This is a genomic window from Micromonospora sp. AMSO31t, assembly GCF_008868175.1.
GTDB lineage: Bacteria > Actinomycetota > Actinomycetes > Mycobacteriales > Micromonosporaceae > Micromonospora.
Map to the genome: position 1 here is coordinate 35391 of NZ_WBKT01000007.1, position 14257 is coordinate 49647.

General features: G+C 70.4%; 10 protein-coding genes and 3 pseudogenes. 11 read left to right on the top strand and 2 right to left on the bottom strand.

Translation table 11 applies throughout. From position 1 onward, the window contains the following. Positions 1-126 precede the first annotated feature (126 nt). Positions 127-654 (top strand): annotated as a pseudogene (locus F8274_RS32530) (hypothetical protein); the annotation flags it as partial. A 29-nt stretch (positions 655-683) separates the two neighbouring features. On the opposite strand, the gene F8274_RS31730 reads toward F8274_RS32530, so the two are convergent. Continuing rightward, a complete protein-coding gene (locus tag F8274_RS31730) occupies positions 684-1043 on the bottom strand; it encodes a hypothetical protein (protein WP_225853581.1) in 360 nt (119 codons plus the stop codon). A gap of 449 nt (positions 1044-1492) precedes the next feature. Then, a pseudogene (locus F8274_RS03070) lies at positions 1493-2738 on the bottom strand (IS256 family transposase). A gap of 653 nt (positions 2739-3391) precedes the next feature. On the opposite strand from F8274_RS03070, the gene F8274_RS03075 reads away from it, so the two are divergent. The 10 genes and pseudogenes from F8274_RS03075 to F8274_RS03120 all read left to right on the top strand — a co-directional run. Then, a complete protein-coding gene (locus tag F8274_RS03075) occupies positions 3392-3811 on the top strand; it encodes a hypothetical protein (protein ID WP_151460730.1) in 420 nt (139 codons plus the stop codon). Between the two features lie 55 nt (positions 3812-3866). Next, positions 3867-4367, top strand: a complete 501-nt coding sequence (locus F8274_RS03080; RefSeq protein WP_225853573.1) for a plasmid pRiA4b ORF-3 family protein — start codon at positions 3867-3869, stop codon at positions 4365-4367. A gap of 266 nt (positions 4368-4633) precedes the next feature. Continuing rightward, on the top strand, positions 4634-4723 hold the full coding sequence (gene kdpF, locus F8274_RS03090) for a K(+)-transporting ATPase subunit F (protein WP_091080931.1): 90 nt from the start codon (positions 4634-4636) through the stop codon (positions 4721-4723). Next, the gene (gene kdpA, locus F8274_RS03095) at positions 4723-6378 is read left to right on the top strand and encodes a potassium-transporting ATPase subunit KdpA (RefSeq protein WP_151460732.1); all 1656 of its coding nucleotides are present in this window, start codon (positions 4723-4725) and stop codon (positions 6376-6378) included. Before kdpF ends, kdpA begins: the two co-directional genes overlap by 1 nt. Positions 6379-6398: 20 nt before the next feature. After that, positions 6399-8588 carry a potassium-transporting ATPase subunit KdpB gene (gene kdpB, locus F8274_RS03100; protein ID WP_151460733.1) on the top strand — a complete coding sequence of 730 codons (2190 nt, stop codon included), beginning with the start codon at positions 6399-6401 and terminating at the stop codon, positions 8586-8588. Next, the gene (locus tag F8274_RS03105; protein ID WP_151460734.1) at positions 8588-9469 is read left to right on the top strand and encodes a potassium-transporting ATPase subunit C; all 882 of its coding nucleotides are present in this window, start codon (positions 8588-8590) and stop codon (positions 9467-9469) included. Before kdpB ends, F8274_RS03105 begins: the two co-directional genes overlap by 1 nt. 96 nt (positions 9470-9565) lie before the next feature. After that, positions 9566-12121 (top strand): DUF4118 domain-containing protein, encoded by a 2556-nt coding sequence (locus F8274_RS03110; protein ID WP_151460735.1) that lies wholly within the window; start codon positions 9566-9568, stop codon positions 12119-12121. After that, positions 12118-12801 (top strand): response regulator, encoded by a 684-nt coding sequence (locus tag F8274_RS03115; protein WP_151460736.1) that lies wholly within the window; start codon positions 12118-12120, stop codon positions 12799-12801. Before F8274_RS03110 ends, F8274_RS03115 begins: the two co-directional genes overlap by 4 nt. 16 nt (positions 12802-12817) lie before the next feature. After that, on the top strand, positions 12818-12991 hold the full coding sequence (locus F8274_RS31120) for a hypothetical protein (protein WP_192579681.1): 174 nt from the start codon (positions 12818-12820) through the stop codon (positions 12989-12991). 182 nt (positions 12992-13173) lie between these two features. Next, positions 13174-14253: pseudogene (locus F8274_RS03120) on the top strand (IS256 family transposase); the annotation flags it as partial. Between the last annotated feature and the right edge of the window lie 4 nt (positions 14254-14257).

Here is a 14257-nt window from a genome sequence, read left to right on the forward strand (position 1 = left end):
ACTCCGGCCGGCACGCCCGTTGTCCCACGACAGCGAGACCCAGCCCTGCACGGTTCTCTCCACCGCGCCACACGCACCGGGGACACCGATGACGGTCTCCGTTCTCTACGCTGCTCCCATGGCGGCGTGTCCCGAGCTGACCAAGCCGGTCTTCCGTGCGGGGTCCGGTCACGGTCTCTCCGGGGCAACTCAGGGAAGGACCACTCACCCCGGCACCACACCACAGGTGCCAAGTCCCGGCTCCGCGCCCTGCAACGCCGGCTCCTCGCCGAGGTCCTCGGCCGCATCCCCGTCCACCTCGCCGCCCACGGCTTCGTACCCGGCCGCTCCGCACACACCTTCGCCGCCGCTCACGCCGCACAGCCGGTCGTCGTCCGGATCGACCCGCTCGGCTTCTTCACCCACATCCCCGCCACCCGGGTCCACGGACTGTTCCGCACCGCCGGATACCCCGAACCCGTCGCCCACACCCTCACCGGACTCTGCACCACCCGCACCCCACACCCCGTCCTCCGCCGCGCACCCACCGGCCTACCCCACCGGGCGACACGGCTCGCCGCGCTGGGCACCGGCCACCTGCCCCAAGGCGCGCCCACCTCCCCGGCACTGGCCAACCTGTGCGCCTACCGACTCGACCGACGCCTCACGGGCCTCGCCGACGCCTTCGAGACCACCTACACCCGCTACGCCGACGACCTCGCCTTCTCCGGCAACCTCACCACCCGCCGCATCCACACCCGATCGCCGCCGTCACCGACATCGCCCGCGAAGAGGGCTTCCGAGTCCACCCAGCCAAGACCCGCGTCCGTGGGCGCGCCGACCGGCAACTCTTCGCCGGACTCGTCGTCAACCACCACCCCGCCACACCACGCGACGAATACGACCAGCTCCGCGCCATCCTCCACAACGCCGCCCGCACCGGCCTCGCCGCCCAGCACCGGACCGACCACCCCGACTTCGCTCCATACCTCATCGGACGAGTTCTCTGAGTCGGCCATCACCACCCGGCACGCGCAGCCAAACTCGCCACGCTGCTGGCCCAAGCTCTTGCGGCACCGTAGACTAACGCGGCGCGGCAGCTTTGCCGGATCGCGGCAGGGACACGTGGGCCGACCGAAGCGTGGCCTGAGCAGGACTTACACATGTTCTGCCGATCTTCGGCAAGCGAGCACAGCAACGCGCCTGTGCGACCCGCTAACATAAAGGCAAATAGGAACCTGCAGGCAGTGGGCCTCTGGGTACAGATAGAGCGTCGTCTTAGGAAACCGATGCTCTATCCCCTGAGCTACGAGGGCGCGAGGGCCTAGTCTAGCGACCTGGGGGTTCACCTGGGGTGGCAGGGAGTGGCCCACGTTCACCCACGTTCCCACGACCGCCGTTCACGCAGCCCAGGAGCACACACCGAGCACACGAACCCCGGTTTGCGACCGGCGGTCGGGGTCACGTCCGCGCTGGTGGTGTAGGAGACGGCCATCGCGGATCCGGTTTGATGTTAGGCGGCGATCGGGGCTGGGTCGGGCTGCTCGATGTCGTGTTGGCTGGTGTCGATCGTCATCAGGCGGGCTTTGGCGAGGAGTTCCAAGCCCATGTAGCGGCGTCCTTCGGTCCATTCGTCGGTCTGTTCGGCTAGGACCGCGCCGACGAGGCGGATGATCGCCGCCCGGTTGGGAAAGATCCCGACGACGTCGGTGCGGCGGCGGATTTCCTTGTTCAGCCGCTCTTGCGGGTTGTTCGACCAGATCTGGCGCCAGATCTCACGCGGGAAAGCGGTGAACGCGAGCAGGTCGTCTCGGGCGGTGTCGAGGTGCTCGGCCGCGGCCGGGAACTTCGCCTCGATCGTGGCCACGACGCGGTCGAACTGGGCTCGGACAGCGTCGGCGTCGGGCTGGTCGAAGATCGTGCGCACCAGGGTGGCGATCCACGGCTGCGCCGACTTCGGCACCTTCGTCAGCAGATTCCGCAGGTAATGGGTCCGGCAGCGCTGCCACGATGCTCCCGGCAGCGCCGCCCCTATCGCGGCGACGAGCCCGGCGTGGGCGTCGGAGATGACAAGCCGGACCCCGGACAGGCCGCGGGCGGTCAGGCTGCGCAGGAACGCCAGCCAGCCGGCGCCGTCCTCGTCGGAGGCGACGTCGAGGCCCAACACTTCGCGTCCTCCGTCGGCGTTGACGCCGACGGCGATCAGGGCGTGGACGTTGACGGTTCGGCCATGTTCGCGGACCTTCATCGTCAGCGCGTCCATCCACACGAACGTGTAATGCCCTGAGTCCAGAGGCCGGTTGCGGAACGCCTCGACCTGGGCGTCCAGATGGGCGGACATCTCCGAGACCTGCGACTTCGACAACTGCCGGATCCCGAGCTGCTCGACCAGCTTCTCCACCCGCCGCGTGGACACCCCCAGCAGATACGACGTCGCCACGACCGACACCAAGGCCTGCTCCGCCCGCCGGCGATGCGTCAGCAGCCAGTCCGGGAAATAGGAGCCCTGACGCAGCTTTCGGGATAGCCAGGTCGATCGTGCCGGTGCGGGTGTCCCACTCCCGACGCCGGTAGCCGTTGCGCGAGTTCACCCGCTCGTCGCTGCGCTGCCCATAGGCGGCACCGCAGATGGCGTCCGCTTCGGCGGACATCAACGCCTGCGCGAACGTCTTCACCATCGCCTGCAACACGTCCGGCGACGCGCCCTCGATCTGCTCGCGCAGCAGCTCAACAGGGTTCACACTCTCAGATGCGGGCATCGCGTTCCTCTCCTTCATGACTTGGTCGTCTCGAAGGATCACGCGATGGCCGTCTCCTATCTACGCAACACGCCCATCACGGGCAAGTCGTACACCACTCCCGTGGACGCAACCGAGTCTGTGCGGGCGCGGGCCGCTGGGTGGTGTCGGGGATGGCGACCGCGCACCGGCGCCGGCAGGCGCCGCAGCAGTGCCGAGCGGCCAGGTTCGGCGGCGCGGCGAGCGGTCCCGGGCACGTCGTGGCCGCCACCGGTTCCGACCGTATTGGGACGGTTTTGGGGCGTCTCGCGCAGCGGCGCCCGGGCCGCATCCGATGGTCGCCGGCCCGGCTGCATCGGATCGTCCCGCAACCGTTTCCGCCTTCGACGGGGCCATCCCGATTGCCTCGTGCGCCTCACCGTGCGGTGTCGGCCTGTAGGTGGGCCGCTCATCGGTGGCGTCTTCCGATCGTCGGCACGGGGGGCGCGTCGTATTGCCGTGAAAATTCGGCCGGTGGTCGTAGCGGTCGCGTGAAAGTCGTCGGCGGTGGCTGGCTGGCGGGGCTGACATGGACGTCACGGCGGGTCCGAGGCGCGGGCCCTGGCTGTTGTCGGAGGCGTGTGGTGAGTGTCGATCGAGGTCCTGGGCGTGTTGTCTACGGTGAGCCGACGCCGGTGGGCATCAAGGTGGCTGCCGGTGCGGTGGTGGTCACCGGCGCCGCGCTGGTGGCGGCGGCGGTGTTCGGGGCTGCGGAGCTGCCCGCACGGGTGCTTGTCATCGCCGCGGTGGTCGGGTTGTACGCCGCTCGGGTGGGGGACCTGCGGGCGGTGGTGGCGGTGACGGCCCTGGCGGTGGCGGTCTTCGTGGGGTTCCTCGCCAACCGGTTCGGCGAGTTGACCGGCGGCGACGGGTGGTCGTATGCGCCGCTGATCCTGTTCGCCGCGGCTCTCGGCGCCGGCTACCGGCGCATGGCGATGTCCGCCGAGGACCGTGCCGGGCAGCGGCCCGCGCCGACGCCCCGACGCTGCCCTTGGGAGACGAACACGGTGGCGAGTCCGCCCGGCAGCAGGCCCGGTGGGCCGGATGGGCGCTGACGTCGTGCCAGCCGCGCGCGCCGGGGAGGCTTCGACGGCGGGGTTGTCGATTGCGGTGGAGTTGGTGACGGGGCGCGGCCGGGACTGGTGGCCGCGGCCCGGTCGGGTTTTCGCGGCCAGCCCGGTGCACACGTTCGCGGAGTTCGCCGAGGCGGTCGATGTCGCCTTCGGCCGCTGGGACCTGGGTCACCTGCGGATGTTCGTCCTGCCCGGCGGGGTGCAGGTGAGCTGGTCGGCCTGGCGGGCGGGTCCCGCCTTCCCGGGCACCCGCGACGGCCGGTCCTGCCGGCTGGCGCTGCTGCGCCCGGGGATGTCGTTCGCCTACGTGTTCGACCTCGGTGAGGACTGGACGCATCTGTGCACCGTCACCCGTGCCGCCGACACCCCTCCCGCGCCGCCGCGCGCTCCGCGCCCCGTCGGCGGCTGGGGAAACCTGCCCGACCAGTACGGCCGGACCATGCCGGGTGAGCCGCCCGAGGCATGCCCCGGCCGCGGCTCGACGGCCATGTTGAGGGACCTGCCGCCGCTGCTGCCGTCGTGGGGCCGGCCCGCCTGATCCTCGCCCCCGAGGGTGGCCCGGGCCACCCGATCGTGGGACGGCGTGAAGAAGGCGTTAAAAAGCGCCGGTTCGCCGTGATGGTCGCGTTATAGCCCCTGTCGTAGAGGGGCGGGTGGCGTTGTGATTGCCCGGCGCGGCCGATCGGCGGCCGCGACGAACGAGTCCGGTACATGAGGAGTCAGCGTGTCTGACGTGGTGTTCGTGGTGTTGACGGTGGCGCTGTTCGCAGTGCTCGCCCTCGTGGTGAGGGGTGTGGAGAAGCTGTGAGCGCCGTCAACGCGATCGGTCTGGTGCTGGCGATCGGCCTGGCCGTGTTCCTGGTGGTCGCCCTGCTGTTCCCGGAGCGCTTCTGATGACCGTGACGACAGCCGGTGTGCTGTTCATCCTCTCCCTCGTGGCGGCGCTGGTCGCCGTGCACAAGCCGTTCGGTGACTACATGTACCGGGTGGTCTCCGGCACCGGGCACTCCCGCGTCGAGCGGGGGATCTACCGGCTTGTCGGGGTGAACCCCGCCGCCGAGCAGACCTGGGGCGTGTACGCCCGCAGCCTGCTGGCCTTCTCAGCGGTGTCGGTCCTGTTCCTGTACGCGTTCATGCGGCTGCAGAACCACCTGTGGCTGTCGCTGGGCTTCGATCCGGTGATGACCCATGGCGCGTGGAACACCGCGGTGTCGTTCGTGACCAACACGAACTGGCAGTGGTACTCGGGTGAGTCGACGATGGGCCATCTGGTGCAGATGGCCGGCCTGGCGGTGCAGAATTTCTTGTCCGCCGCGGTCGGCATCGCCGTGGCGGTCGCTCTGGTGCGTGGGTTCGCCCGCAGCCGGACCGGGGAGCTGGGCAACTTCTGGGTCGATCTGACCCGGATCACCCTGCGGATCCTGCTGCCGATCTGTGTGCTCGCCGCGATCGTGCTGATGATCGGTGGCGCGGTGCAGAACCTGTCCGGCGGCACCGACGTGAGCACCCTGACCGGTGGCGGCCAGCACCTCACCGGCGGCCCGGTGGCCAGCCAGGAGGCGATCAAGGACCTCGGCACGAACGGTGGCGGCTTCTACAACGTCAACAGCGCCCACCCGTTCGAGAACCCGACGTCGTGGACGAACTGGTTGGAGATCTTCCTGCTGCTGATGATCCCGTTCAGTCTGCCCCGGGTCTTCGGTCGGATGGTCGGCCAGAACCGCCAGGGCTACGCGATCGCCGCGGTCATGGCGATCCTCGCCCTGGCCAGCATCACGCTGACCAACGTCTTCGAGCTGGCCGGCAACGGGACCGTGCCGCAGGCGGTCGGCGCGGCGCTGGAGGGCAAGGACGTCCGGTTCGACGTGTCGAACTCGGCCACCTTCGCCGCGGCCACCACGCTCACCTCGACCGGCGCCGTCAACTCGTTCCACGACTCGTACACCGCGCTCGGTGGCGGGATGCTGCTGGTCAACATGATGCTCGGCGAGGTCGCCCCCGGCGGTGTCGGCGCCGGCCTGTACGGCCTGCTGATCCTGGCCGTGATCACCGTGTTCGTCGCCGGCCTGATGGTGGGCCGGACCCCGGAATATCTGGGTAAGAAGATCAGCTCGCGGGAGATCAAGCTGGCCTCGCTGTACTTCCTGATCACCCCGGCCCTGGTGCTGGCCGGCACGGCCGCGGCGTTCGCCACCGGCAACAACTCCACGGCGTTGAACGTCGGCCCGCACGGCCTGTCCGAGGTGCTGTACGCGTTCACCTCGGCGAGCAACAACAACGGCTCGGCATTCGCCGGCATCACCGTCAACACCCCGTGGTGGAACACCGCCCTGGGGCTGTGCATGCTGCTCGGCCGGTTCCTGCCGATTGTTTTCGCGCTCGCCCTGGCAGGTTCCCTGGCGCGCCAGAAACCCACCCCCGCCTCCGAGGGCACCCTGCCGACCCACCGACCGCTGTTCGTGGGGATGGTCGTCGGCGTCACGGTGGTCCTCGTGGCGCTGACCTTCCTTCCCGCGCTCGCGCTCGGCCCTCTCGCTGAGGGGCTGTGACCATCATGAGAGAGAACGACATGACCACCTCCACGCCGGCACCGCACGGTACGGCGGACGCCGCAACCGCCGGCACACCGGCCACCCAGGGCGAGCGGGGCGGCGGCCTGCTCGACCCGAAGCAGATGATCCGGTCCCTTCCGGACGCGCTGCGCAAGCTGGACCCGCGCACCCTGTGGCGCAGCCCGGTGATGCTGATCGTCGAGATCGGCGCGCTGTTCACCACGCTGCTGGCCGTCGCCGACCCGTCGGTGTTCGCTTGGGCGATCACGGTCTGGCTGTGGCTGACCGTGATCTTCGCCAACCTCGCCGAGGCGGTGGCCGAGGGCCGGGGCAAGGCCCAGGCCGCCGCCTTGCGGAAGGCGAAGACGGACACCGTCGCCACCCGCGCGCTGGGCTGGACCCCGGGCGCCGCAGCGGGGACCTACCGCACCGAGTCGGTCCCCGCCCCGCAGCTGCGGCAGGGCGACATCGTCGTGGTGGAGGCCGGCGAGATCATCCCCGGCGACGGGGACGTGGTCGAGGGCATCGCCAGTGTCGACGAGTCCGCCATCACCGGCGAGTCCGCCCCGGTGATCCGGGAGTCCGGCGGGGACCGCAGCGCGGTCACCGGCGGCACGAAGGTCCTCTCCGACCGGATCGTCGTGATGATCACCCAGAAGCCGGGGGAGAGCTTCATCGACCGGATGATCAACCTGGTCGAGGGGGCGAACCGGCAGAAGACCCCGAACGAGATCGCGTTGAACATCCTGCTCGCCGCGCTCACGATCATCTTCCTGCTCGCGGTGGTGACACTGCAGCCCCTGGCGATCTTCTCGAAGAACTTCCAGGTGGCGGCCCCGGACACCGGCGCTATCACCGACGCCGGAGTCACCGGGGTGGTACTGGTGTCCCTGCTGGTCTGCCTGATCCCCACCACCATCGGGGCGTTGCTGTCGGCGATCGGCATCGCCGGCATGGACCGCCTGGTGCAGCGCAACGTCCTGGCGACGAGCGGCCGGGCGGTCGAGGCGGCCGGCGACGTGAACACCCTGCTGCTGGACAAGACCGGCACCATCACCCTGGGCAACCGGCAGGCCGACGAGTTCGTGCCGGTCGACGGGGTGGACCTGGCCACGGTGGCCGACGCGGCGCAGCTGTCCAGCCTCGCCGACGAGACCCCCGAGGGCCGGTCGATCGTGGTGCTGGCGAAGAACGAGTTCGGGCTGCGGGAACGCGAGCCGGGCCTGATCCCGCACGCCACCTTCGTGCCGTTCACCGCGCAGACCCGGATGAGCGGCGTCGACCTCACCTCGGAGGACTCCGGGCCGGCGCGGCGGATCCGCAAGGGTGCGGCCACCGCGGTGATGAAGTGGGTCCGCGAGAACGGCGGCCACCCCACCGAGCAGGTGGGCCAACTGGTCGACGAGATCAGCGGCATCGGCGGCACCCCGCTGGTCGTCGCGGAACACGTCGAGGGTGAGCAGGCCCGCACGCTCGGTGTCATCCACCTCAAGGACGTGGTCAAGGCCGGCATGCGGGAGCGCTTCGACGAGATGCGCGCGATGGGCATCCGCACCGTGATGATCACGGGCGACAACCCGCGTACCGCGAAGGCGATCGCCGAGGAGGCGGGGGTGGACGACTTCCTCGCCGAAGCCACCCCCGAGGACAAGCTCGCCCTGATCCGCAAGGAGCAGGAGGGCGGCCGGCTGGTCGCGATGACCGGCGACGGCACCAACGACGCGCCGGCCCTCGCCCAGGCCGACGTCGGCGTGGCCATGAACACCGGCACGTCGGCCGCGAAGGAGGCCGGCAACATGGTCGACCTCGACTCCGACCCGACCAAGCTGATCGAGATCGTGGAGATCGGCAAGCAGTTGCTGATCACCCGCGGTGCCCTGACCACGTTCAGCATCGCCAACGACGTGGCGAAGTACTTCGCGATCATCCCCGCCATGTTCGCCGGCATCTACCCGAGCCTGGACACGCTGAACATCATGCGGCTGCACAGCCCCGAATCGGCGATCCTGTCCGCGGTCATCTTCAACGCCCTGGTGATCATCGCGCTGATCCCGTTGGCCCTGCGCGGCGTGCGCTACCGGCCCGCCAGCGCGTCACAGCTGCTCAGCCGCAACCTGCTGGTATACGCCCTGGGCGGCCTTATCGTGCCGTTCCTCGGCATCAAACTCATCGACCTGTTCATCCAGTTCATCCCGGGGATCTCGTGATGCGTCTACCCACCTGGCTCGCCCAACACCTGGCCGCGCTGCGCGCGCTGCTCGTGTTCACCGTCCTGCTCGGCCTCGCCTACCCGCTCGCCATGGTCGCCGTCGGCCGGGTCCCCGGCCTCGACGGCAAGGCCGACGGCTCTCTGGTATCGGTCGACGGCCGCACGGTCGGCAGCAGCCTGATCGGGCAGTCGTTCACCGACGCCGACGGCAACCCTGTCCCCCGCTACTTCCAGTCCCGGCCGTCCGCGGCCGGCGACGGCTACGACCCCACCTCCACCTCGGCCAGCAACCTCGGCCCGGAGGACATCGTCGACACCAACGCCACCAACCCCGACGACTCGACGCAGAGCCTGCTCACCCAGGTCTGCTCCCGCAGCAAGGCGGTCGGGGAACTCGACGGCGTCGACGGGCGGCGGCCCTACTGCACCCCCGACGGGGTCGGCGCCGTGCTCGCCGTGTTCCACCGCGACGGCCTCACCGGCCCGGTCACCCGAGTGGTCAGCGTCAACCAGACCGCCCCCGCCGCCCCCTTCGTGAGCAGTTACCAGGGGGTGCCGGTCGAGCCGGCCCAGCCCGGCCACGACTACCGCGCCGAGGGCGGGCTCATCACCCCGATCCGCGGCGACGCCCCCGCCATCCCGGCGGTGCCCGCCGACGCGGTCACCGCCAGCGCCAGCGGCCTCGACCCGCACATCAGCCCCGCATACGCGGCAATCCAGGTCAACCGGGTCGCCCGCGAGCGCGGCGCGGACCCGGCGGCAATCCGCCGCCTGGTGTCCGAGCACACGACCGGCCGGGCCCTCGGCTTCATGGGCGCGCCCGCGGTCAACGTGCTCGAACTCAACCTCGCGCTCGACCAGGAGTTCCCCGCCCGCTGACCGGACGATCGTGGGCGGGGTCACCACCTGCTGGCCCCGCCCGCGTCGCTCGACCGTCCGATGACCTGTGACCCCCCGATCAGGGAGGATTGTTTCGTGGCAAGGGGAGAGCTCCGCATATACCTCGGGGCCGCCCCGGGCGTCGGCAAGACGTACGAGATGCTGGAGGAGGCCCACCGCCGGGCCGAGCGCGGCACCGACGTGGTGATCGGCCTGGTCGAGACCCACGGCCGGCCGCACACCGCGGCGATGATCGGCGACCTCGAGGTGGTGCCCCGACGCACCGTCGCCTACCGGGGCGCCGAGTTCACCGAGATGGACCTCGACGCGGTGCTGGCCCGCCGGCCCGACGTCGCCGTGGTCGACGAACTCGCCCACACCAACGTTCCGGGCTCCCGCAACGAGAAGCGCTGGCAGGACATCCAGGAACTCCTCGACGCGGGGATCACCGTGCTGACCACGGTGAACATCCAGCACCTCGAGTCGCTCAACGACGTCGTCGCGCAGATCACCGGCACCACCCAGCGCGAGACCGTCCCGGACCAGATCGTGCGCGCCGCCGAGCAGGTCGAGCTGGTCGACATGACCCCGGAGGCGCTGCGCCGCCGGATGGCCCACGGCAACATCTACCGCCCCGACAAGATCGACGCCGCGCTCGGCAACTACTTCCGCGTCGGCAACCTGACCGCGCTGCGCGAACTCGCCCTGCTCTGGCTCGCCGACAAGGTCGACGAGCAGCTCGACCGCTACCGCGCCCAGCAGGGCATCTCCGCCACCTGGGAGGCCCGCGAGCGGGTGGTGGTCGCGCTCACCGGCGGGCCGGAAGGGGAGACCCTGATCCGCCGGGCCGCCCGGATCGCCGCCCGCAGCAAGGGCGCCGACCTGCTGGCCGTCCACGTCGCCCGCAGCGACGGCCTCGCCGGAGCCGACCCGGCCCAGCTGGCCCGGCAGCGGGTCCTGGTGGAGAGCCTCGGCGGCACCTATCACCAGGTGCTCGGCACCGACATCCCCGCGGCGCTGCTCGACTTCGCCCGCGGCGTCAACGCCACCCAGCTCGTGCTCGGCGCCAGCCGCCGCGGCCGGATCGCGCAGATCTTCTCCCAGGGCGTCGGCGTCACCACCACGGCGCTGTCCGGGCCGATCGACGTCCACCTGGTCACCCACCCCGAGGCGGGCCGCAGGCGGCGGGGGGCCGAGGTGCCGGCGGCGCTGTCGCGTCGGCGGCGGCTGCTGGGGTTCGCGCTCGCCGGCCTCGGCATGCCCGCCCTGACCGCGCTGCTGAAGGCGCTGCCCGGCCTCACCCTGACCAGCGACATCCTGCTCTTCCTCGCCGCCGTGGTCGGCGTCGCGCTGGTCGGCGGCCTGTGGCCGGCGCTGGTCGCCGCGCTCGGCGGATCGCTGCTGCTCAACTGGTTCTTCACCCCGCCCTATTACACGCTCACCATCGCCGAGGGGGAAAACCTCCTCGCGATCGGCGTCTTCGTCGGCGTCGCGGTCGCGGTCAGCTGGATCGTCGATGTCGCGGCGCGGCGCACCCGGGAGGCCGCACGCGCTTCCGCCGACGCCCAGACCCTGGCCACCGTCGCGGGCGGGGTCCTGCGCGGTGCACGCCCGCTGACCGCCCTGCTCGACCGGCTCCGCGAGACGTTCGGGCTGCGCGCGGTGAGCGTGCTGGAGCTGGTCGCCGAGGCCGAGGGGCGTCCCGGCCGGGCCCGGGACGAGCAGGCGTGGCGGGTGGTGGCCAGCGTCGGCGACGCGCCGCCGTGCAGCCCGAGCGCGGGGGAGACGTCCGTGCCGGTGGACGAGCGGCTCACCGTGGTCCTCGCCGGCCGCCGGCTCGAGGCCGCCGACCGGCGGGTCGTCGAGGCGTTCGCCGCCCAGGCCGCCGTCGCGCTGCGCCAGGAACGCCTCACCGAGCAGGCCGCCGCCGCCCGGCCCCTGGCCGAGGCCGACCGGATGCGCACCGCGCTGCTCGCCGCCGTCAGCCACGACCTGCGCACACCCCTCGCGTCGGCCAAAGCCGCCGTGTCCAGCCTGCGCAGCCACGACGTCGACTTCGATCCCGACGACCAGGCCGAGCTGCTCGCCACCGCCGACGAGTCCCTCGACCGGCTTAGCCGGCTGGTCGCCAACCTGCTCGACATGAGCCGGCTGCAGGCCGGCGCGCTCGGCGTCCACCCCGTACCCATCGGTCTGGAGGACGCCGTACCCCGGGCCCTGGACGAACTCGGCCCATCCGCGGCCGACGTGCGCACCGACATCCCCGCCGACCTGCCGGCCGTCACCGCCGACCCGGGCCTGCTGGAACGGGTCCTGGTCAACATCATCGCCAACGCCCTGCGCCACAGCCCACCCGGCCAACCACCCACCATCACCGCCAGCGCCCACACCGGCCAGGTCGAACTCCGCATCATCGACACCGGCCCCGGCATCCCCGAAGACCAGTGGGAGCACGTGTTCCTGCCGTTCCAGCGCCTCGGCGACCGCGACAACACCACCGGCGTCGGCCTCGGCCTCGCCCTGTCCCGCGGCCTCGCCGAAGCCATGGGCGGCAGCATCACCCCAGAAACCACCCCAGGCGGAGGACTCACCATGGTGCTGCGGCTGCCCGCCGCCACACCGACCGACCCCCCGGAGGGCCCGCAGGAATGAACCGCATCCTCGTCGTCGACGACGAACCCCAGATCCTGCGCGCCCTACGCATCAACCTGCGCGCCCGCGGCTACGACGTCGACATCGCCGCCACCGGCACCGCCGCGCTCAAAGCCGCCGCCAGCCACCCACCCGACCTCGTCGTGCTCGACCTCGGCCTGCCCGACCTCGACGGCGTCGACATCATCCGCGGACTGCGCGGCTGGACCACCGTCCCCATCATCGTCCTCTCCGGACGCGCCGGCAGCGACGACAAGGTCAACGCCCTCGACGCCGGCGCCGACGACTACGTCACCAAACCCTTCGGCGTCGACGAACTCCTCGCCCGCATCCGCGCCGCCACCCGCCGCCACGGGGCCGGCGCCGACCCGGTCAGCCCCACCGCGCGGCTCGGCCCGCACACCGTCGACCTCACCGCCCACACCGTCACCCGCGACGACGGCACCGACGTCAAACTGACCCCCACCCAGTGGGGAGTCCTCGAAGCACTGCTCCGCAACCCCGGCAAGCTGATCAGCCAACGACAGCTCCTGCACGACGTGTGGGGCCCGGGGTACCGGACCGAGACCAGCTACCTGCGCCAGTACATGGCACAGCTACGCCGCAAGCTCGAAGCCGACCCCACCCGACCTCGCCACCTCATCACCGAACCCGGCATGGGCTACCGCTACCAGCCATGAAACGGCAGAAACCAGCATGGAAATCCTCAAATACGTAGTCCTGACCATTCTCGCCGTGGGAGCGATCTTTCTCGCCATCGCCGTTGGCGCGGGTCTGCTGAACCGGACCCCGATGCGCCGCTCACCACCCGACGATCCGCCGCCCGAGCCAGACGACAACCACCAGCGAGGCCCACAGATTCGTCCTTGACCGGACGATGCTTCAGGGCTTAACGCCGTCGCAGCCACGGGCAGAACCTTCACACGAGTCGCCCTGTCGGTGCTTTTCGTGGAGGGACCCGCTGCACGGGCGTGTGGATCTAACGGTGTTTCCGGCCTGACCTGCTGGGCGTTGTGCCTGGTGAGGAGGGTGCCGTGATGACCGCGACACTGAACGACCAGGCCGGTGCTGGGTCGGGCAACATCCGCAACGGCACCCGGTCGAAGACGGTCCTGACCGAGGCCAACGGACCGGTGCAGGTCGAGGTGCCGCGAGATCGGGCTGGCACGTTCGAGCCTCAGATCGTCAAGAAGCGGCAGCGCCGGTTGTCGGGGGTCGACGAGGTCGTGTTGTCGTTGTATGCCAAGGGTTTGACGACCGGGGAGATCAGCGCTCACTTCGCCGAGATCTACGGCGCCTCGGTCAGTAAGGAGACGATCTCGCGGATTACCGACAAGGTGATCGAGGAGATGACGGACTGGTCGCACCGGCCCTTGGATGAGATCTACGCCGCCGTGTTCATCGACGCCATCGTGGTCAAGGTCCGCGACGGGCAGGTCGCCAACCGGCCCTTTTACGCCGCGATCGGAGTCACGCTCGAGGGCGAGAAGGACATCCTCGGCCTGTGGGCTGGCACGGGCGGTGAGGGCGCGAAGTTCTGGATGAGCGTGCTGACCGACCTGCGCAACCGGGGCGTGAAGGACGTGTTCTTCCTCGTCTGCGACGGCCTGAAAGGCCTGCCGGAGGTGGTCACGAACGTCTGGCCCCGGACCGTGGTGCAGACGTGCGTGATCCACCTGATCCGCAACACGTTCCGGCTCACCTCACGCCGCTACTGGGACGAACTCAAGCGCGACATCAAGCCGATCTACACCGCGGTCAACGCCACCGCCGCCCGGGCGGCGTTCGACGACCTCGCGGAGAAGCGGGGCGGGCGGTATCCGGCGGTGATTCGCCTGTGGGACAACGCCTGGGCGGAGTTCATCCCGTTCCTCGACTACGACCTGGAGATCCGCAAGGTCATCTGCTCCACGAACGCGATCGAGTCGCTCAACGCCCGCTACCGGCGGGCGGTCAAGGCCCGCGGCCACTTCCCCAACGAGCAGGCCGCGTTGAAGTGTCTGTACCTGGTGACCCGATCCCTGGACCCCACCGGAGCAGGCAGAACCCGATGGACGATGCGCTGGAAACCCGCGTTGAACGCCTTCGCCATCACCTTCAGCGACCGCTTCCCAGCCGCTGAAACCTACTAACCAA